22 protein-coding genes and 1 other annotated feature are annotated in these 20,677 nt (G+C 48.3%); all 22 genes read left to right on the top strand.

Going from position 1 to position 20,677, the window contains the following annotated elements; genetic code table 11:
• The first annotated feature begins 197 nt into the window (after positions 1–197).
• The 22 genes from rpmG (at position 198) to rpsS (ending at position 20,655) form a co-directional block, all read left to right on the top strand.
• A complete protein-coding gene (gene rpmG, locus A8990_RS23480; RefSeq protein ID WP_090583192.1) occupies positions 198–347 on the top strand; it encodes a 50S ribosomal protein L33 in 150 nt (49 codons plus the stop codon).
• A 21-nt stretch (positions 348–368) separates the two neighbouring features.
• On the top strand, positions 369–578 hold the full coding sequence (gene secE, locus A8990_RS23475) for a preprotein translocase subunit SecE (protein ID WP_090583193.1): 210 nt from the start codon (positions 369–371) through the stop codon (positions 576–578).
• Between the two features lie 32 nt (positions 579–610).
• On the top strand, positions 611–1,144 hold the full coding sequence (nusG, locus tag A8990_RS23470) for a transcription termination/antitermination protein NusG (RefSeq protein WP_116191494.1): 534 nt from the start codon (positions 611–613) through the stop codon (positions 1,142–1,144).
• 58 nt (positions 1,145–1,202) lie between these two features.
• The gene (rplK, locus tag A8990_RS23465; protein WP_090583195.1) at positions 1,203–1,628 is read left to right on the top strand and encodes a 50S ribosomal protein L11; all 426 of its coding nucleotides are present in this window, start codon (positions 1,203–1,205) and stop codon (positions 1,626–1,628) included.
• 134 nt (positions 1,629–1,762) lie between these two features.
• A complete protein-coding gene (rplA, locus tag A8990_RS23460) occupies positions 1,763–2,455 on the top strand; it encodes a 50S ribosomal protein L1 (protein ID WP_116191473.1) in 693 nt (230 codons plus the stop codon).
• 16 nt (positions 2,456–2,471) lie between these two features.
• Positions 2,472–2,633 (top strand) — a sequence feature (ribosomal protein L10 leader region).
• A 61-nt stretch (positions 2,634–2,694) separates the two neighbouring features.
• Positions 2,695–3,192, top strand: a complete 498-nt coding sequence (gene rplJ, locus A8990_RS23455) for a 50S ribosomal protein L10 (protein ID WP_116191472.1) — start codon at positions 2,695–2,697, stop codon at positions 3,190–3,192.
• 63 nt (positions 3,193–3,255) lie between these two features.
• Positions 3,256–3,618 carry a 50S ribosomal protein L7/L12 gene (gene rplL, locus A8990_RS23450; protein ID WP_116191471.1) on the top strand — a complete coding sequence of 121 codons (363 nt, stop codon included), beginning with the start codon at positions 3,256–3,258 and terminating at the stop codon, positions 3,616–3,618.
• Between the two features lie 92 nt (positions 3,619–3,710).
• Complete coding sequence (locus A8990_RS23445) at positions 3,711–4,313, top strand: class I SAM-dependent methyltransferase (RefSeq protein ID WP_181909744.1); 603 nt, start codon at positions 3,711–3,713, stop codon at positions 4,311–4,313.
• A gap of 425 nt (positions 4,314–4,738) precedes the next feature.
• Positions 4,739–8,302 (top strand): DNA-directed RNA polymerase subunit beta, encoded by a 3,564-nt coding sequence (rpoB, locus tag A8990_RS23440; RefSeq protein WP_181909743.1) that lies wholly within the window; start codon positions 4,739–4,741, stop codon positions 8,300–8,302.
• Between the two features lie 154 nt (positions 8,303–8,456).
• On the top strand, positions 8,457–12,083 hold the full coding sequence (gene rpoC / locus A8990_RS23435; RefSeq protein WP_116191469.1) for a DNA-directed RNA polymerase subunit beta': 3,627 nt from the start codon (positions 8,457–8,459) through the stop codon (positions 12,081–12,083).
• 251 nt (positions 12,084–12,334) lie between these two features.
• Positions 12,335–12,565 (top strand): ribosomal L7Ae/L30e/S12e/Gadd45 family protein, encoded by a 231-nt coding sequence (locus tag A8990_RS23430; RefSeq protein ID WP_116191468.1) that lies wholly within the window; start codon positions 12,335–12,337, stop codon positions 12,563–12,565.
• Between the two features lie 135 nt (positions 12,566–12,700).
• Positions 12,701–13,120, top strand: coding sequence for a 30S ribosomal protein S12 (gene rpsL, locus A8990_RS23425; protein WP_090583216.1), 420 nt, complete (start codon positions 12,701–12,703; stop codon positions 13,118–13,120).
• A gap of 68 nt (positions 13,121–13,188) precedes the next feature.
• The gene (rpsG, locus tag A8990_RS23420) at positions 13,189–13,659 is read left to right on the top strand and encodes a 30S ribosomal protein S7 (RefSeq protein ID WP_116191467.1); all 471 of its coding nucleotides are present in this window, start codon (positions 13,189–13,191) and stop codon (positions 13,657–13,659) included.
• 29 nt (positions 13,660–13,688) lie between these two features.
• Entirely contained in the window at positions 13,689–15,767 is a 2,079-nt protein-coding gene (gene fusA / locus A8990_RS23415; RefSeq protein WP_116191466.1) for an elongation factor G, read from the top strand.
• 114 nt (positions 15,768–15,881) lie between these two features.
• Positions 15,882–17,072, top strand: coding sequence for an elongation factor Tu (gene tuf, locus A8990_RS23410; RefSeq protein WP_116191465.1), 1,191 nt, complete (start codon positions 15,882–15,884; stop codon positions 17,070–17,072).
• Between the two features lie 120 nt (positions 17,073–17,192).
• On the top strand, positions 17,193–17,369 hold the full coding sequence (locus A8990_RS31695; RefSeq protein WP_181909742.1) for a hypothetical protein: 177 nt from the start codon (positions 17,193–17,195) through the stop codon (positions 17,367–17,369).
• A 139-nt stretch (positions 17,370–17,508) separates the two neighbouring features.
• Positions 17,509–17,817 carry a 30S ribosomal protein S10 gene (gene rpsJ, locus A8990_RS23405; protein WP_005544556.1) on the top strand — a complete coding sequence of 103 codons (309 nt, stop codon included), beginning with the start codon at positions 17,509–17,511 and terminating at the stop codon, positions 17,815–17,817.
• Positions 17,818–17,855: 38 nt separating this feature from the next.
• Positions 17,856–18,473 carry a 50S ribosomal protein L3 gene (gene rplC / locus A8990_RS23400; RefSeq protein ID WP_116191464.1) on the top strand — a complete coding sequence of 206 codons (618 nt, stop codon included), beginning with the start codon at positions 17,856–17,858 and terminating at the stop codon, positions 18,471–18,473.
• A gap of 25 nt (positions 18,474–18,498) precedes the next feature.
• Positions 18,499–19,122, top strand: a complete 624-nt coding sequence (gene rplD, locus A8990_RS23395; RefSeq protein ID WP_116191463.1) for a 50S ribosomal protein L4 — start codon at positions 18,499–18,501, stop codon at positions 19,120–19,122.
• A complete protein-coding gene (rplW, locus tag A8990_RS23390) occupies positions 19,122–19,412 on the top strand; it encodes a 50S ribosomal protein L23 (protein ID WP_116191462.1) in 291 nt (96 codons plus the stop codon). The genes rplD and rplW overlap by 1 nt, the downstream gene beginning before the upstream one ends.
• A gap of 61 nt (positions 19,413–19,473) precedes the next feature.
• The gene (rplB, locus tag A8990_RS23385) at positions 19,474–20,304 is read left to right on the top strand and encodes a 50S ribosomal protein L2 (protein ID WP_116191461.1); all 831 of its coding nucleotides are present in this window, start codon (positions 19,474–19,476) and stop codon (positions 20,302–20,304) included.
• 69 nt (positions 20,305–20,373) lie between these two features.
• Positions 20,374–20,655, top strand: a complete 282-nt coding sequence (rpsS, locus tag A8990_RS23380; RefSeq protein WP_116191460.1) for a 30S ribosomal protein S19 — start codon at positions 20,374–20,376, stop codon at positions 20,653–20,655.
• Positions 20,656–20,677: the final 22 nt, after the last annotated feature.

Genomic DNA, 20,677 nt, shown 5'->3' with positions numbered 1-20,677 from the left:
TCTTATGTGAACGAGCAGGAAGTGATATACCAGCGTTCAGGAACAGTTTTCCGTTGACACTGTATATTGCTTGTGATAAAGTGTTTTGGTAGCCCTAAATAAATAGGTCTTTTTTTATTATGGGTTCTGAATCAGGCTAGATTCACATAAATGCTTCAAACTTTATTTATTTATGGTTAGTTCGGGAGGTGTCAGCAATGCGGGTAATTATTACGTTGGCTTGCACAAACTGCAAACAAAGAAACTATGCTTCCAGCAAGAACAAACGGAATCACCCTGACCGTATTGAGATGAAGAAGTTTTGCAAGTATTGTAACGAGCATACTCCTCATCGCGAAACTCGATAGGGTCATTTTGGAGGTGTGGACGTGGCATTTTTAGCTAAACTGAAGCAGAGCTTCGGGTCGACTTTTTCCTTCTTAACCGACAGCTTCGCGGAACTGAAGAAGGTCCGCTGGCCAAGCCGCAAGGAATTGACAAGCTATACGCTCGTAGTTTTCTTTACGATTGTAGCGGTGACAATTTACTTCTGGGTTCTTGACATCGGGATTTCCGCATTGGTTGAACTGATTGTTTAAGAAGGGGCCAAGGGTGGCTTGTGATGGAAACGATGGAGAAAAGATGGTATGTTGTTCACACCTATTCAGGGTATGAGAACAAAGTAAAAGCGAACTTGGAGAAGCGTGTTGAATCGATGGGCATGGAAGATAAGATCTTCCGCGTGCTTGTGCCGATGGAGGAAGAGGTCGTAAACAAAGACGGTAAGAAAAAGACCGTCATGCGTAAAGTTTACCCTGGTTATGTCCTCGTCGAGATGGTTCAGACGGATGATTCCTGGTATGTCGTTCGCAACACTCCCGGCGTAACCGGATTTGTCGGTTCAACTGGCTCAGGTTCAAAGCCTACGCCACTTTTGCCTGATGAAGTGGAGCAGATTTTGAAACACATGGGCATGGATGAACCGAAACCGAAGATCGAATTCGATCTGAAGGAAACGGTACGTGTTAAAGTCGGGCCGTTCGCTAATTTTGTCGGAACCGTGGAAGAAATTCTGCTCGACAAGAGTAAGCTGAAGGTACATGTCAACATGTTCGGCAGAGAAACTCCGGTAGAGCTTGACTACGGTCAAGTGGAGAAGGTTTAATAGACCTTGTGCTTTCTTTGTATGAACATGTGATTATTACGGCAAGGAGGTGTTCATCATGGCAAAAAAGGTCATCAAGTTGGTTAAACTGCAAGTTCCAGCGGGTAAAGCGAATCCGGCTCCGCCGATCGGTCCAGCGCTAGGTCAAGCAGGCGTAAACATCATGGCGTTCTGTAAAGAGTTCAATGCTCGTACAGCTGATCAAGCGGGTCTTATTATCCCGGTTGTAATCACAGTATTCGAGGATCGTTCTTTCACTTTCGAAACTAAGACTCCACCGGCTGCAGTACTTCTTCGCGTAGCTGCTAAGATTGCTAAAGGTTCCGGCGAGCCTAACAAGAAGAAAGTGGCAACAGTTAAACGTTCGGTCGTTCGTGAGATCGCTGAGCAAAAAATGCCTGACCTCAACGCAGCTTCTGTAGAAGCGGCAATGCGCATGGTTGAAGGTACAGCGCGCAGCATGGGCGTTGTAATCGAAGACTAATTCGCATCAGCAACAACTAAGACACGCCAGATGGCGTTGTCTGACTGGGCGGAACTCGGTTTCCGCTTAGGTGGGAGGATCTCCATTTCGCATGGAGTATTTTCCGCTACTACCACACAAGGAGGAGAATTTTAATGGCTAAACACGGTAAGAAATATGTTGAAGCTGCAAAGCTGATTGATTCCGAGGCGACATACGAAGCTCTTGAAGCAATCGAGCTCGTTAAGAAAGCCTCGACTGCGAAATTCGACGAAACAGTTGAAGTAGCAGTTCGTCTGGGTGTAGACCCTAAGAAACAAGACCAAGCTGTTCGTGGCGTAGTTGTACTTCCTCACGGCACTGGTAAAACAAAGCGCGTACTCGTTTTTGCTAAAGGCGACAAAGCTAAAGAAGCAGAAGCAGCAGGCGCGGATTATGTTGGCGACGCTGACGTAATCGCTAAAATTCAACAAGGCTGGTTCGAGTTCGACGTTTGCGTAGCAACTCCGGACATGATGGCTGAAGTTGGTAAACTCGGTCGTATCCTCGGTGGTAAAGGTCTTATGCCTAACCCTAAAGCAGGTACAGTAACGTTTGACGTTACAAAGGCCGTTCAAGAAATCAAGGCTGGTAAGATTGAATACCGTCTTGACCGTGCAGGTCAAATCCACGCACCAATCGGTAAAGTATCGTTCGACGCTGAGAAACTGAGCGAGAACTTGAAATCGCTGATCGATGCGCTGAACCGTGCTAAGCCGGCTGCAGCTAAAGGGGTTTACCTGAAGAACATTGCTGTTTCCTCGACAATGGGTCCTGGCGCGCGTGTAAACGCAGCTGCATTCCGCTAAGAGAAAACGCAACTTTGAAATTCGAATATGCATACCGAAGACAGTAGGTGCCCGCGCGGCTTAATTTCCTACCGAGGTGTTATGATAAACGTGTTTGTTCGCTGCCTGCATTGGCAGGTGCGATTTACGGACCATCATGGCCTTCGCACTGTCTGCGGGGGCCTTTCTCATGCACCGACTGGAAAAGGACTCCGCTGCTTTCGATCGGGATGTTGACAACATAACGGGAGGTGTACATTTTGGCTAACGCAAAAATCATTCAAGGTAAAGAAGCTGCTGTTGCAGAAATCACAACGAAACTTCGTGAGAGCTCCGCTACAGTTGTTGCTGACTACCGTGGTCTTAACGTTGCTCAAGTAACTGAGCTTCGTAAGCAATTGCGCGAAGCGAACGTTGAGTTCCAAGTTTTGAAGAATTCTCTGGTTCGCCGTGCAACTGCTCAAGCAGAACTTTCTGAATTGGATTCCGTATTGGCTGGTCCTACGGCGATCGCATTCAGCAAAGACGATGCTGTTGCTCCTGCCAAAATCTTGGCTGACTTCGCTAAGAAGAACGACGCTCTGAAACTTAAAGGCGGCGTTGTTGAAGGTCAAGTATTCGACGCAGATCAAATCAAAGCACTGGCAGACCTGCCTTCCAAAGAAGGTTTGCTCTCCATGCTTCTCAGCGTGCTTCAAGCACCAATGCGCAACTTCGCCCTTGCGGTTAAAGCTGTTGCAGAGAAACAAGAAGCTTAATTTCCTTTCCGGCAAGCCGGAGTTCAATACCAAAAACAAAACAAATTATTGGAGGTTTATCTCATGAGTAAAGAGCAAATCTTGGAAGCCATTAAAGGCATGAACGTACTCGAACTGAACGACCTGGTTAAAGCAATCGAAGAAGAATTCGGCGTAACAGCTGCAGCTCCAGTTGCAGTAGTTGCTGGCGGCGGCGCAGCTGCTGTTGAAGAGCAAACTGAATTCGACGTAATCCTTAACAACGCTGGTGCTTCCAAAATCAACGTTATCAAAGTAGTTCGCGAAATCACAGGTCTTGGCCTGAAAGAAGCGAAAGACCTTGTTGACGGCGCTCCTAAGCCAGTTAAAGAACGTGTTTCCAAAGAAGACGCTGAAGCTGTTAAAGCTAAGCTTGAAGAAGCAGGCGCTTCCGTAGAAGTGAAGTAATAATCCGCTTTATAGCGGCGAACCCCTTGGAGCACTTGCTTCAAGGGGTTTCCTTAATTTATAGGACCGTTTAGGGTAAGGAGGGAACTTTCGTGGCAGACCACTACTATACGCGTAAACCGGGAACGGAGCATGATCGCCATCAGCTGGAAACGGAGATCCGTGGATATAAGCTGCGGTTTATGACAGATGCCGGCGTTTTCTCGAAGACGGGCATTGATTATGGCAGCAGAGTATTGCTTGATGCACTTGAGCTTCGTGAAGATGCGAATGTGCTGGACGTCGGCTGCGGTTACGGACCCATTGGTATTACAGCAGCGAAGCTGGCGACCAAAGGCGTCGTTACGATGATCGATATTAATGAGCGTGCGGTTGGGCTCGCCAATGAGAATGTGAGGCTGAATGGCGTTACCAATGCAGTAGCCTTGCAAAGCGATATCTATGAAAAGGTGATAGGACAAACCTTCGATACCGTCATTACGAATCCTCCGATTCGGGCAGGGAAAGAAGTCGTGCATCGTATCTTCGAGGAAGGCGCGAAGCTGCTTGCTCCAGGCGGCGCAATGTGGGTTGTCATCCAGAAGAAACAAGGCGCGCCATCTGCTGAGGCAAAGCTCGAAGCGATATTCGGCAATGTCGAAGAGGTGACTAAGGACAAGGGATACCGCATATTTAGGGCGCTGAAGGAAGTCTAGGAGAAAAATGAATCTTTTGTTGACTTGACTTTCTCTATGTGATATCATTATAAAATGTCAGTATTAAAATGGGCACAATGTCTTTAGTGAACTAAAATGTCAAGCGCTATTTTAACGTATAGAATACGCGCATTTGACGTATAATGTTTACATTTTGGGTCAAAATTACTTGATATGGGACTTTTGCGGCCTAACGCGCTGCAGAGGTATGACAGACAGGAGTATGCTCTTCTTTCGAACTCTCGATAAGGGCTTTTCTTTATTTGAATCAGTATTTTGCGTTAGCAGATCTGATTTTAACAATGTGATAAACGTTCGAGGTCTCTTTCTAATGAATAGGTACATCCGATTCATGAGCGAGAAGTTACAGCGAACTGTTTAAGCTTGTTTATACAAGGTCATTGTTCACTTTCTGTGAAGCAGACATGAGGGGTGAGGTTAAGTTGGCAGGACAACTTGTTCAGTATGGGCGTCGCACGCGTAGAAGCTATGCCCGCATCCGCGAGGTGCTCGAAGTTCCGAACCTGATTGAAATCCAACAAAAATCGTACGAGAAGTTTTTGGAGAAGGACTTGCTTGAGCTTTTCCGAGATATCTCGCCGATTCAGGATTTTACAGGCAATTTGATGCTTGAGTTCATCGACTATTCACTTGGGGAGCCTAAGTACTCTGTCGATGAGTCGAAAGAGCGCGACGTTACTTATGCAGCGCCGCTGCGTGTTAAAGTGCGGCTCATTAACAAGGAAACTGGCGAAGTGAAAGAGCAAGAAGTGTTCATGGGCGATTTCCCGCTCATGACCGAAACGGGCACTTTCATTATCAATGGTGCGGAACGCGTTATCGTCAGCCAATTGGTTCGTTCACCTAGCGTGTACTTTAGTACGAAAGTGGACAAAAACGGCAAGAGAAACTATACAGCAACTGTGATTCCGAACCGGGGTGCGTGGCTGGAGCTTGAGACGGACGCGAAGGACATTGTCTATGTCCGTATCGACCGTACTCGTAAAATTCCAGTTACGGTTCTTCTTCGTGCGCTTGGTTTTGGAACAGATGCTGAAATTTTGGAATTGCTGGGCCATGACGAATATATCCGCAACACGCTGGATAAGGATAACACCGATTCCACGGAAAAAGCGCTTATCGAGATTTACGAAAGACTTCGTCCGGGCGAGCCGCCGACGCTGGATAACGCTAAGAGTTTGCTCGTAGCGCGTTTCTTTGATCCAAAGCGTTATGATCTGGCTAACGTTGGGCGTTACAAGATTAATAAGAAGCTGCATATCAAGAACCGTTTGTTCAACCAACGACTGGCTGAATCATTGGTCGATCCGGCTACGGGCGAGATCCTCGCTGAAGCTGGTCAAATGATTGACCGTCGTTTGCTGGATGAACTCATCCCGCACTTGGAGAACAACGTAGGCTTCAAAACCTACCACGTTGCTAACGGTGTGCTTGATGCTGACAGCATTCCACTGCAGACGATCAGTGTGTACTCGCCGCTGGATGAGAGTAAAGTGATCAAAGTTATTGCAAACGGCATTATCGACAAAGCTGTTAAGCATATTACGCCTGCTGATATTATCGCATCTATCAACTACTTCATTGACTTGCTTCATGGCGTTGGTAGCACGGATGACATCGACCACTTGGGTAACCGTCGTTTGCGTTCCGTTGGCGAGCTGCTTCAGAACCAGTTCCGTATCGGCTTGTCCCGTATGGAGCGCGTTGTTCGTGAGCGGATGTCCATCCAGGACGCGAATGCGATTACGCCTCAAGCGCTTATTAATATTCGCCCTGTTATTGCGTCGATTAAAGAGTTCTTCGGATCCTCGCAATTGTCGCAATTTATGGATCAGACGAACCCGCTTGCTGAACTTACGCACAAACGCCGTTTGTCCGCACTCGGACCGGGCGGTTTGACGCGTGAGCGCGCGGGCTTCGAGGTACGAGACGTTCATAACTCTCACTATGGCCGTATGTGTCCGATCGAGACGCCGGAGGGACCGAACATCGGTCTGATCAACTCCTTGTCGACATTCGCGCGCATTAATGAATATGGCTTTATCGAAGCTCCGTACCGCTGGGTTGATCCGAAATCTGGCATTGTAACGGAGCAGATCGCATACCTGACTGCTGACGAAGAAGATAACTACGTTATCGCGCAAGCGAATGCGAAGCTTACTGAAGAGGGTAAGTTCGTAGATGATGCAGTTATCGTTCGTTATAACAAGCAGGCAGACAACATTTTGACGATGCCAACTGAACGCGTTGACTACATGGACGTATCGCCGAAGCAAGTCGTTTCGGTCGCGACGGCGCTCATTCCGTTCCTCGAGAACGATGACTCCAACCGTGCGCTCATGGGTTCCAACATGCAACGTCAAGCCGTTCCACTGCTTATTCCGAAATCACCGCTTGTCGGAACAGGGATGGAGCATAAGTCGGCGAAAGACTCCGGCGTCGCGATCGTTTCCAAGTACGATGGCGTCATCGAGCGCGTATCGGCTAACGAAATTTGGCTGCGCCGCGTTGAAACTGTTGATGGCAAGCCTGTAACAGGCGACCTTGTGAAGATGAAGCTGCACAAGTTCATGCGCTCTAACCAAGGTACTTGCATCAACCAACGTCCGATTTGCCATAAAGGCGACATCGTGAAGAAAGGCGATATCCTGGCTGACGGTCCTTCCACTGAAATGGGCGAATTGGCGCTTGGACGTAACGTCGTCGTTGCGTTTATGACGTGGGAAGGCTACAACTACGAGGATGCGATCCTACTAAGCGAGAAACTCGTTAAAGAAGACGTGTACACGTCGATTCATATCGAGGAATACGAGTCCGAAGCGCGTGATACGAAGCTAGGACCAGAAGAAATTACACGCGACATTCCGAACGTCGGTGAAGAAGCGCTCCGCAACCTTGATGAGCGCGGCATCATCCGTGTCGGTGCTGAGATTAGCGCAGGGGACATTCTCGTTGGTAAAGTAACGCCTAAAGGTGTGACTGAACTGACTGCAGAAGAGCGTTTGCTCCACGCAATCTTCGGTGAGAAGGCGCGCGAAGTTCGTGACACGAGCCTCCGCGTACCTCATGGTACTGACGGTATTGTCGTTGACGTGAAAGTATTTACGCGCGAGAACGGTGACGAGCTGCCACCAGGCGTTAATCAACTCGTACGTGCCTATATTGCTCAAAAACGCAAAATTTCCGAAGGTGACAAAATGGCGGGACGTCACGGTAACAAAGGTGTCATCGCACGTATCCTTCCGGAAGAAGATATGCCGTTCCTGCCGGACGGCACGCCTGTAGAGGTTGTTCTTAACCCGCTGGGCGTACCATCTCGTATGAACATCGGTCAGGTGCTTGAAGTCCATCTTGGTATGGCTTGTAAGCGTCTTGGTATCCACTCTGCAACTCCTGTATTCGACGGCGCGCGTGAGTATGACGTATTCGATACGATGGAAGAAGCAGGCATGCAGCGTAACGGTAAAACAATTCTGTACGATGGACGCTCCGGCGAGCCTTTCGAACGTGAAGTTACCGTTGGCGTCATGTATATGATCAAGCTGGCGCACATGGTTGACGATAAGATCCATGCGCGTTCCACAGGTCCTTACTCGCTCGTTACGCAACAGCCGCTGGGTGGTAAAGCTCAGTTCGGTGGTCAGCGTTTCGGGGAGATGGAGGTATGGGCGCTTGAAGCATACGGTGCTGCCTATACACTGCAAGAGATTTTGACTGTGAAGTCCGATGACGTTGTCGGTCGTGTCAAAACGTACGAATCGATCGTGAAGGGCGAGAACGTTCCAGAGCCGGGCGTTCCTGAATCGTTCAAAGTTTTGATCAAAGAGCTTCAAAGCTTAGGTATGGACGTTAAAATCCTGACTGAGAACGAAGAAGAGATCGAAATGAAAGAGATCGACGATGAGGATGACGGAGCGAATGACAAACTCAACCTCAATCTTGAAGGTGCAGAGGTCGGCGTAGAATAATTAGCCGTATCACTGTTTAATGTCATACACATTGCCGATCCTGTCTTCACGGGCGGATCAAGCCGGCAGGAGCCGCTCTTACGGATGCGCTCTGCTGGCTGCCAAGGCATGTAACAGCAAACTTAAGTGAACCAGGACGAAGGAGGGTTGCTCCTTGTTGGACGTGAACAACTTCGAGTATATGAAGATTGGATTGGCATCTCCGGATAAAATCAGATCGTGGTCCCGCGGAGAAGTAAAGAAACCGGAAACGATCAACTATAGGACTTTGAAACCGGAGAAAGAAGGTCTTTTCTGCGAAAAGATTTTCGGGCCTACGAAAGACTGGGAATGTCATTGCGGTAAGTACAAACGTGTCCGCTACAAAGGCGTCGTCTGTGACCGCTGTGGCGTTGAAGTAACACGCGCGAAGGTTCGCCGTGAGCGTATGGGTCACATTGAGCTTGCAGCTCCTGTATCCCATATCTGGTACTTCAAAGGAATTCCGAGCCGTATGGGGCTTGCGCTGGATATGTCTCCTCGTTCGCTTGAAGAGATTATCTACTTTGCATCTTATGTGGTAACTGATCCAGGAGATACGCCGCTTGAGAAGAAGCAGCTGCTCTCCGAGAAAGAATACCGCAGCTACCGTGAGAAATACGGGTATGGCTTCCATGCCGGCATGGGTGCTGAAGCGGTTAAGAAATTGCTTCAAGACATCGATGTTGAGCGTGAGCTTGAAACACTGAAAGAAGATCTTCGCACTGCTCAAGGCCAGCGCCGTAACCGCGCGATCAAGCGCCTTGAAGTTATCGAAGCATTCCGTAACTCCGGCAATATGCCGGAATGGATGATTCTTGACGTGCTGCCTGTTATTCCGCCAGAGCTTCGTCCGATGGTACAGCTTGATGGCGGCCGTTTCGCAACGTCTGACCTTAATGACTTGTACCGCCGTGTAATTAACCGTAACAACCGTCTGAAGCGTCTGCTAGACCTCGGTGCGCCGGACATCATCGTGCAGAACGAGAAGCGTATGCTTCAAGAAGCCGTTGACGCGCTGATCGATAACGGTCGCCGCGGCCGCCCGGTAACGGGTCCAGGTAACCGTCCATTGAAATCGCTCAGCCATATGCTTAAAGGTAAACAAGGACGTTTCCGTCAGAACTTGCTCGGTAAACGGGTTGACTACTCTGGTCGTTCCGTTATCGTCGTAGGTCCTAGCCTGAAGATGTTCCAGTGTGGCTTGCCGAAGGAAATGGCGCTTGAGCTCTTCAAGCCGTTCGTAATGAAAGAGCTTGTCAACAAAGGCCTTGCGCACAACATCAAGAGCGCAAAGCGTAAAGTTGAACGAGTCAGCCCAGAAGTATGGGATGTGCTTGAAGAAGTAATCAGGGAGCATCCAGTTCTGTTGAACCGTGCCCCGACTCTTCACCGTTTGGGTATCCAAGCGTTCGAACCGATTCTCGTTGAAGGCCGTGCCATTAAACTTCACCCGCTCGTTTGTACAGCGTACAACGCTGACTTCGACGGTGACCAAATGGCCGTTCACGTACCGCTTTCCGCTGAAGCGCAAGCAGAAGCTCGTTTGCTGATGCTCGCATCGGGTAACATCTTGAACCCGAAAGACGGTAAGCCGGTCGTAACTCCTTCCCAGGATATGGTTCTGGGCAGCTACTACTTGACCATGGACAATAAAGAGGCGCAAGGTGCGGGTTCGGTATTTGCTAACGTTAACGAAGCGATTTCCGCGTACCAACGCGGTATCGTATCGCTGCATGCACGCATCTTTATTCCAGTTAAGGTGCTTAAGAAGACTTCCTTTACCGATGCACAGCAGAAGGCGCTGATTTGTACAACGGTGGGTAAAGTCATTTTCAACGAAATTTATCCTGCGGACTTCCCGTATATCAACGAGCCTACGAAAGTGAACTTGCTGAACGGAACTCCGGATAAATATTTTGTCCATGAAAAAGGCGCTGATTTGCTGAAGTTTATGGACGCTTTGCCAACAGTTGGCGGCGTGGGTAAGGAATACCTTGGCCTTATCATTGCTGAGTGTTTCCGTCAGTACCACACAACGCGGACTTCCATCATGCTTGACCACATTAAACAACTTGGGTTCACATACTCGACACGTGCGGGCATTACTGTTGCTGTAGCAGACGTTATCGTGCCGCCGGAGAAACAGGACATCCTAAGAGAGTCTGAAGATAAAGTTAAAGTCGTATCGAATCAATACCGTCGCGGTTTGATCACGAACGAAGAGCGTTATGATCGTGTTATCGAAATTTGGAGTAAGACCAAAGACCAAATTACCGAAATCCTCATGAAGTCGATGGATCGTTACAACTCCATCATGCTCATGGTGGACTCTAAAGCACGGGGTAACAAATCGCAAATTACGCAGCTCGGCGGTATGCGTGGTCTGATGGCCAACCCATCTGGTCGTATCATCGAGTTGCCAATCAAATCGAACTTCCGTGAAGGTCTGACGGTCCTCGAATACTTCATTTCGACGCACGGTGCGCGTAAAGGTCTTGCCGATACGGCGCTGCGTACAGCTGACTCGGGTTACTTGACTCGTCGTCTGGTTGACGTTGCGCAAGACGTTATCGTACGCGAAGATGATTGCGGTACGGATAAAGGCTTTAGAGTTAGCAAGATTCAAGACGGTAAAGAGGTTATTGAAGACCTGTACGACCGTATTGAAGGCCGCTACTCGTTCGAGACTGTTCGCCACCCGCAAACTGGCGAAGTCATCCTTCAACGTAACCAATTGATTGATTCGAACAAAGCGGAGCAGATCATTGCTGCAGGCGTTGAAACGCTGCAAATCCGTTCCGTTCTTAGCTGCCGTGCACGTCATGGCGTATGTAAGATCTGTTATGGACGCAACCTGGCAACAGGTAAGTTCGTTGAGATCGGTGAAGCGGTCGGTATTATCGCTGCACAATCCATCGGAGAACCAGGAACACAGCTCACAATGCGTACATTCCATACCGGCGGTGTTGCCGGCGACGATATCACGCAAGGTTTGCCGCGTATCCAGGAGCTTTTCGAAGCGCGTAACCCGAAAGGTCAAGCGATCATCTCCGAAATCGATGGTGTTATTAAAGACATCCGCGAGACGAAGGATCGCCGTGAAATCGAAGTCCAAGGCGAAGCCGAGACCAAAACATATACCGTCACTTTTGGTTCGCGTATACGTGTCGTCAAAGGCAGACAGATTGAAGCTGGCGATGAACTGACAGACGGCTCGATCGATCCGAAGGATATGCTCCGCATCAAAGGCATCCGCGGCGTACAGAACTACATTCTGCAAGAGGTTCAGCGCGTTTACCGGAACCAAGGGGTAGAAATCAACGACAAGCATATCGAAGTTATGGTTAAGCAGATGCTGCGTAAGATTCGTATCATAGAAGCAGGTGACACTACGCTGTTGCCAGGTGCATTCGTCGATATCCATGAGTACGAAGCAGCTAACCGTGAAGCCATCCTATCTGGCAAAGAGCCAGCTGTGGCGAAGCCGGTATTGCTTGGTATTACCAAAGCATCGCTTGAGACGGATTCCTTCTTGTCCGCAGCGTCCTTCCAAGAGACAACACGTGTCTTGACGGATGCCGCGATCAAAGGTAAAGTCGACCAGTTGCTTGGTCTGAAAGAGAATGTAATCATCGGTAAGCTTATCCCTGCAGGTACAGGTATGCAGCGTTATCGCAGCGTACATGTTGCCGGTATGGACGATGAGCCTACCCTTGAAGAGCAACAAGCAGAAGCAGAAAGTGTACCAGTAGAGTCTTAAATAGGCTCTGCTAGGAACACTTCTAATAGCGTGAGGTCAAAGAGCGTGCTTAAGTAGCTGCGTATTCGTACTCGGCCGCTTAGCCGCTCTTTGCGCCGTCATGCCGTGCGAACTGCTGTCCCAATAATTTACACGAAATTCATCCGTATGATGCTTGACATTAGGCTACGCGAAGTGCTAATATGTCGTAGTGTGCCTGATCGCACAACCTCTTCACCTGTCATAATGCTTGACCTGGAAGGATGGTTTTGATGCGATTTGTTATAGGTAGTAAACAAACGACGAAGATGGTCGAGAAACGTCTCGCCACAACAGTCTATGTTGCGCAAGATGCAGATCCGCGGCTAAAGAACAATATTGTTCAGCTTTGCGAGAAAGCGGGAGTGCCCATCACCTGGTCTGACACGATGAAGAGCCTTGGGGAAACCTGCGGCATTGAAGTTGGCGCAGCGATGGCAGCGGTTATTCCAGAAATCGAATAAAGCAAATATCGTTTTTACCAAGTTGGAAGACAAGGTAGAAACTTTCGTTTGTCTCTTTATGAACCGCCTGGATCTGTGGGCTTAATAGCCGATATGTCTTGAAATGCTTTACTAAGTCAGGAAGGGGGATGCAACATGCCAACAATTAACCAACTCGTTCGCAAAGGCCGTGAAGCGAAAGTCGTTAAATCGAAATCGCCAGCTTTGCAAAGAGGCTTCAACGCACTGAAACGTGAAGAAACAAACCTGAGCTCACCTCAAAAGCGCGGTGTTTGTACTCGTGTAGGTACAATGACTCCTAAGAAACCGAACTCCGCTTTGCGGAAATATGCACGTGTACGTTTGACGAACCGTGTAGAGGTTACTGCTTACATCGGCGGTATCGGTCACAACCTTCAAGAGCACAGCGTAGTATTGGTACGCGGCGGCCGGGTAAAAGATCTTCCGGGTGTTCGTTACCACATCGTTCGCGGCGCGCTTGACACTGCAGGTGTTAACAACCGTAAACAAGCTCGTTCCAAATACGGAACAAAACGTCCTAAAGTAAAAAAATAATAAAAGGATAGCCGTTCGCGGTTAACCTCATCCTAAAATGTAAAACTAGAAGAAAGGGGGACTTCCACATGCCACGCAAAGGTCCAGTAACGAAACGTGACGTGTTGCCAGATCCGGTTTACAGCAGCAAGCTTGTAACTCGTCTGATCAACCGTATCATGATCGATGGTAAACGCGGTGTTGCTCAAACGATTCTGTATGATGCATTCAAACTCATCAACGAACGTACAGGCAAAGACCCTATGGAAGTTTTTGAAGTAGCAATTAAGAACATCATGCCAGTACTTGAAGTAAAGGCTCGCCGTGTCGGCGGTTCGAACTACCAAGTACCGATCGAAGTTAAACCTGAACGCCGTACAGCACTTGGTCTCCGTTGGCTCGTGAACTATTCACGTAACCGCGGTGAGAAGACGATGGAAGAGCGTTTGGCTGCAGAAATCATTGATGCTTCCAATAACACTGGTTCATCCGTGAAGAAGCGCGAAGATACACACAAAATGGCTGAAGCGAACAAAGCATTCGCTCACTACCGCTGGTAGGATTCGCATAATCGAAAGGAGACTGAATTATGGCAAGAGAGTTCTCCTTGAAAAATACGCGTAATATCGGGATCATGGCGCATATCGATGCTGGTAAAACGACCACTACAGAACGGATCCTGTTCTACACAGGCCGTACCCACAAAATCGGCGAGGTGCACGAAGGTGCAGCTACGATGGACTGGATGGAGCAAGAACAAGAGCGCGGTATCACGATTACGTCCGCTGCTACAACTGCTCAATGGAAAGGTCACCGCATCAATATTATCGACACCCCGGGACACGTTGACTTCACAGTAGAAGTTGAACGTTCCCTGCGCGTATTGGACGGGGCCGTAGGTGTATTCAGTGCAAAAGAAGGCGTAGAGCCGCAATCCGAAACAGTATGGCGTCAAGCTGACCGTTACGGTGTACCGCGTATCGCATACGTCAACAAGATGGACATTATCGGCGCAGACTTCCTTAACGTTGTAAACGATATGCGTGTGCGCTTGCAAGCAAATGCAGTAGCGATTCAGCTGCCAATCGGCGCTGAGAACGACTTCGTAGGTGTAATCGACATTATTGAACGTGTTGCTTACAAATACAAAGACGATCTTGGTAAAGATCCTGAGCAGATTGAAATTCCTGCTGAGTATGCAGACAAAGTGGAAGAGCTTCGTTTGGAACTGGTAGAGAAAGTTGCTGAGCTTGATGAAGAGCTTACAATGAAATATCTCGAAGGTGAAGAACTGACTATTGAAGAGATCAAGGCTGCACTCCGTAAAGGTGTTTGCGAAGTTAAGATCTTCCCAGTAATCGTGGGCTCTTCGTACCGTAACAAAGGCGTTCAATTGATGCTTGACGCTGTTGTTGACTACTTGCCGGCTCCTATCGACGTTCCTGATATCAAGGGTCACCTTGAAGATGGTACAGAGACAATCCGCAAGTCTGCTGACGACCAACCGTTTGCAGCATTGGCGTTCAAAATCATGACTGACCCGTACGTAGGTAAACTGACGTTCTTCCGCGTATACTCCGGCGTTCTTAGCTCGGGTTCTTACGTTGTGAATGCAACGAAAGGCAAACGCGAACGGATCGGCCGAATCCTTCAGATGCACGCTAACAGCCGTCAAGAGATCAGCGAAGTTTACTCCGGTGATATTGCAGCTGCAGTAGGTCTGAAAGATACAACTACAGGCGATACGCTTTGTGATGAGAAAAACCCGGTTATCCTTGAGTCGATGAACTTCCCTGAGCCGGTTATCCAGCTCGCGGTTGAGCCTAAGACAAAAGCTGACCAAGACAAGATGGGTATCGCTCTTCAAAAGCTGTCTGAGGAAGATCCTACGTTCCGTGCTCACACGGACGAAGAGACCGGCCAAACGATTATCGCTGGTATGGGTGAGCTTCACCTTGAGATTCTAGTTGACCGTATGCTTCGTGAATTCAAAGTTGAAACAAACGTTGGTAAACCACAAGTTGCTTACCGCGAAACGTTTAAGACACCTGCGAAGGTCGAAGGTAAATTCGTTCGTCAATCCGGCGGACGCGGTCAATTCGGACATTGTTGGGTTGAGTTCTCACCGCTTGAGCCAGGATCAGGTTTTGTATTCGAAAACAAAACTGTGGGTGGCTCGATTCCGCGTGAGTTCATTGCTCCAATTCAAGCAGGTATCGAAGAATCGATGAAAAATGGTGTCATCGCCGGCTTCCCGGTTGTTGATATCAAAGCAGTCGTAGTCGACGGTTCCTACCATGACGTTGACTCCTCGGAGATGGCGTTCAAAATTGCTGGATCGATGGCGCTTAAAGCAGCTAAAGACAAATGTAGTCCAATTCTGCTTGAGCCAATCATGAAGGTAGAAGTAACTGTACCTGAAGAGTACATGGGCGACGTAATGGGTATGCTGAGCTCCCGTCGTGGTCGTATCGAAGGTTCGGACACTCGCCATGGTGCGTTGATCGTTCGTGCTAAGGTGCCTCTCGCTGAGATGTTTGGTTATTCCACAGTTCTTCGTTCCGGCACACAAGGTCGCGGCGTATTCTCCATGGAGCTTTCGCACTATGAAGAAGTACCGCGTTCGATTTCGGAAGAAATCATCTCCAAGTCCAAAGGTACTGCTTAATAGCTGCCTGCAGGTTGGATGATATAAGTTGTACTTTGGCCGGATGATGAGCCTCACTCGGCGCCATCCGGCCGATCACATAATCTTCTCTATAATTAAGGAGGAATTAGTTCAATGGCTAAGGCTAAATTTGAACGTAATAAACCGCACGTTAATATCGGTACAATCGGTCACGTCGACCACGGTAAAACAACGTTGACTGCTGCAATCACAACAGTTCTTTCGAAAAGATACGGTGGTGCTGCTGTAGCATTCGACCAAATCGACAAAGCTCCAGAAGAGCGCGAGCGCGGTATCACGATCTCGACAGCTCACGTTGAGTATGAGACGCCTAACCGTCACTACGCTCACGTTGACTGCCCAGGTCACGCCGACTACGTTAAGAACATGATCACTGGTGCTGCTCAAATGGACGGCGCAATCCTGGTTGTATCCGCAGCTGACGGCCCAATGCCGCAAACTCGCGAGCACATCCTTCTGTCCCGCCAAGTAGGCGTACCTTACATCGTCGTATTCCTGAACAAATGCGACATGGTTGAAGACGAAGAGCTTCTTGAATTGGTTGAGATGGAAGTTCGCGACCTTCTTAGCGAATATGAGTTCCCAGGCGATGATACTCCAATCATCCGTGGCGCTGCTCGTGAAGCACTTCAAAACCCAGATGGCGCTTGGGCTGACAAAATTGTTGAATTGTTCGAACAAGTCGACACTTACATCCCAACTCCACAACGTGATACTGACAAGCCGTTCCTTATGCCAGTTGAGGACGTGTTCACAATCACAGGCCGTGGTACTGTTGCTACAGGACGCGTTGAGCGTGGCGTAGTTAAAGTATCCGACGAAGTTGAAATCATCGGTATTGCTGAAGAAACTCGCAAATGCGTTGTAACAGGCGTTGAAATGTTCCGCAAATTGCTTGATTCCGCACAAGCTGGTGACAACATCGGCGCATTGCTTCGTGGTGTAGACCGTAAAGACATCGAGCGTGGTCAAGTACTTGCTAAGCCAGGTTCCGTTAAACCACACACGAACTTTACAGCTCAAATCTACGTTCTGACTAAAGAAGAGGGTGGCCGTCACAAGCCTTTCTTCACAGGCTACCGTCCACAATTCTACTTCCGTACAACTGACGTAACTGGCATCATCAGCTTGCCAGAAGGCACTGAAATGGTTATGCCTGGCGACAACATCACAGTAACGGTTGAGCTTATCGCTCCAATCGCTCTGGAAGATGGTACTCGCTTCGCGATCCGCGAAGGCGGCCGTACAGTTGGTGCAGGTGCAGTAGCATCCATCCAAAAATAATGAACTGCAGCGAAAGCTGCAGCTCGAACAAGTCCTCACTTGGTGAGGACTTGTTTTTTTTCTATTTTTTGATGTTTGCGATATTGGGCTGTATTCATTATTATAGGTGAAGACAAAGACGTGCTGATTGAAGCGATCAGCGAAGCAGCAATGGCAATAGATCGAATTAGAGAAGTGGCTCATGGTTATAGCCACTTTTTATTATGGCGTTTGACAGGGATTGGCTTTTACTATCCCAAAACATTCTTGAAAAAAACAAAACAATTTTGTTGCAATCGCCCATGGAATTCGATATAATATTGTCTGTTGGTCTGTGACGTTGCGATGATGTGAGAGGTTGCCGACACACCAGGCTCCTTTGCCATGAGGAGCGTGTCGGGTTTTCTTACGGAGTATGTCCGATACTAAATTGGGCGATAGAAGGAGGGACTTTGAAATGGCAAAGCAAAAGATTCGTATTCGTTTGAAAGCATACGATCATAGAATTCTGGATCAGTCCGCAGAGAAGATTGTTGAAACTGCGAAACGTTCCGGTGCAGGCGTGTCTGGGCCGATTCCGCTTCCAACTGAGAAGCAAATCATCACCATTCTGCGTGCGGTACACAAGTACAAGGATTCTAGGGAGCAATTCGAAATGCGCACTCATAAGCGTTTGATCGATATTGTTAACCCAACACCGCAAACGGTTGATGCGTTGATGCGCTTGGATCTACCATCCGGTGTAGATATCGAAATCAAACTGTAATAAGCACATTTGAAACCGAAAGGAAATGAGGTGTCAACATGAAAGGTATCTTAGGTAAAAAACTTGGAATGACGCAAGTGTTTACTGCTGACGGTAACGTAGTACCAGTAACGGTAATCGAGGCAGGCCCTTGTGTTGTTTTGCAGAAGAAAGACCAAGAGAATGATGGATATGTATCCATTCAAGTAGGTTTCTCTGACAAGAAAGTAAGCAGAGCAAACAAGCCGGAAATCGGCCACGCGAAAAAAGCCGAAACGGCTCCTAAGCGCTACGTTCGTGAATTCCGCGGCATCGCTGAATATGAAGTTGGCCAAGAGATTAAGGCTGATGTATTCGCAGCTGGCGAGTTTGTTGACGTTACGGCAACTTCCAAAGGTAAAGGTTTCCAAGGTAACATCAAACGTTGGAATCAAAGCCGCGGTCCAATGGCGCACGGTTCCCGTTATCACCGTGGACCAGGTTCGATGGGTTCGATTCAAGCGAACCGCGTTCCTAAAGGTAAACACCTTCCAGGTCACATGGGTAACGAAACAGTTACGATTCAAAACCTTGAAATCGTACGCGTTGATGTTGAGCGCAACGTATTGCTCGTTAAAGGCTCCATTCCGGGTCCTAAAAATAGCTTCGTTAAAGTTAAATCTACGGTGAAGAAATAATCGTTAAAGAAAGGAGGAACATGAAATGCCGAAAGTAGCACTTTTTAGCGTGAATGGATCGCAAGTTGGCGAGGTTGAATTGTCCGATGCAGTATTTGGAGTTGAACCTAACGTTCACGTATTGCACAGCGCAGTATTGTTGCAGCAAGCTTCTGAGCGCAGAGGTACGCACAAGACTAAAGGCCGCTCCGAAGTACGCGGTGGCGGACGTAAGCCTTGGAAACAAAAAGGTACAGGTCGCGCACGTCAAGGTAGCATCCGTGCCCCGCAATGGGTTGGCGGTGGTACAGTGTTCGGACCAACACCACGCAGCTACAGCTTCAAACTTCCTAAGAAAGTTCGTCGCTTAGCAATCAAATCTGCATTGTCGAGCAAAGTTGTTGATAACGAAATTATCGTTCTTGATCAACTGACATTCGCAGCTCCTAAGACTAAAGAATTCGCAGCTATTCTGAACAACCTGAAAGTGGCTCGTAAAGCACTTGTTGTTACAGCAAGCTACGAAGATAATGTAGCTCTTTCCGCTCGTAACCTTCCTAACGTGAAGTTCGTTGCAGCCGATGGCATCAATGTTCTAGACGTTATGAAATACGACAAGCTAATCATCACTAAAGAAGCAGTTGAAAAAGTACAGGAGGTGCTTGCGTAATGAAAAATCCACGCGATATTATCAAGCGCCCGATCATTACGGAACAAACGAGCGATTTCATGGCGAACAAACGCTATGTATTCGAAGTTGATCTTCGTGCGAACAAGACTGAGATCAAACTCGCGATCCAATCGATCTTCAAAGTGAAAGTAACAAGCGTAAACACGCTTCGCATGCCAGCTAAGCCTAAACGCTATGGCCGCCACAGCGGATATACATCCGAGTGGAAAAAAGCGATCGTGCAACTCAGTGCTGACAGCAATGAGCTTGAGTTTTTCGAAACAGTTTAATCGCGTTCGGGCCGTAGGGCTAACGTGATTAAACAAGATATCGGTTAAGGAGGGAATCGAAGTGCCAGTTAAGAAGTATAAACCGACATCTCCAGCGCGTCGTGGTATGTCCGTCTCGACTTTCGAAGAGATCACGACAAGCACACCGGAGAAATCGCTTCTTGCGCCGCTTTTCAAAAAAGCTGGTCGTAACAACCAAGGTAAAATTACGGTTCGTCATCACGGTGGCGGCCATAAGCGTAAATACCGTATCATCGACTTCAAACGTACCAAGGATGGTATCGTAGGTAACGTAGCGACGATCGAATATGATCCGAACCGTACATCCAACATCGCACTTATCCACTATGTGGATGGCGAGAAAGCCTACATCATCGCACCTAAAGGTCTTAAAGTTGGGGATCAAATCGTTTCCGGAGCGGATGCAGATATCAAGATTGGTAACACGTTGCCACTTGAAAACATCCCAGTAGGTACAGTTATCCACAATATCGAGTTGAAGCCTGGCAAAGGCGGACAATTGGTTCGTGCTGCAGGTACTGATGCTCAGCTTCTTGGTAAAGAAGAACACTACGTTACAATTCGCTTGACGTCTGGCGAAGTACGTCGTATTCTGAAGAAATGCCGTGCGACAATTGGTTCTGTAGGCAACGAGGATCACGAGCTCGTGAAAATCGGTAAAGCCGGCCGTTCCCGTTGGATGGGCAAGCGTCCTGAAGTACGTGGTGTTGTAATGAATCCTAACGATCACCCACACGGTGGTGGTGAAGGCCGTGCACCAATCGGACGTAAATCGCCTATGTCGCCATGGGGCAAACCGACTCTTGGCGCTAAGACACGCAAGAAGAAGAAAGCATCGAGCCAATACATTATTCGTCGTCGTACGAAGTAATAGGCGCCTCGGCGTCATCTGCTTAACGCGCGGCGCCCACGTAACAATAGCGTGAAGGGAGGATCATCCATGGGTCGCAGTTTGAAAAAGGGTCCGTTTATTGACGGTTACCTGCTTAAGAAGGTTGAAGTTCTGAACGCAGCTGAGAAGAAGACAGTCGTTAAAACTTGGTCGCGTCGTTCTACAATTTTCCCGCAATTCATCGGACACACGTTCGCTGTTTATGACGGTAAAAAACATGTACCGGTTTATGTGACAGAAGATATGGTTGGCCACAAACTCGGTGAGTTCGCGCCAACGCGTTCGTATAAAGGTCACGGCAACGACGACAAGAAGACTGGCCGTCGTTAATCGGATTAAAGCTTAAGGTCAT

It is taken from the genome of Paenibacillus taihuensis, assembly GCF_003386535.1.
Classification (GTDB): Bacteria; Bacillota; Bacilli; order Paenibacillales; family Paenibacillaceae; genus Paenibacillus_Z; species Paenibacillus_Z taihuensis.
This window is presented reverse-complemented; position numbering and strand designations above follow the sequence as displayed.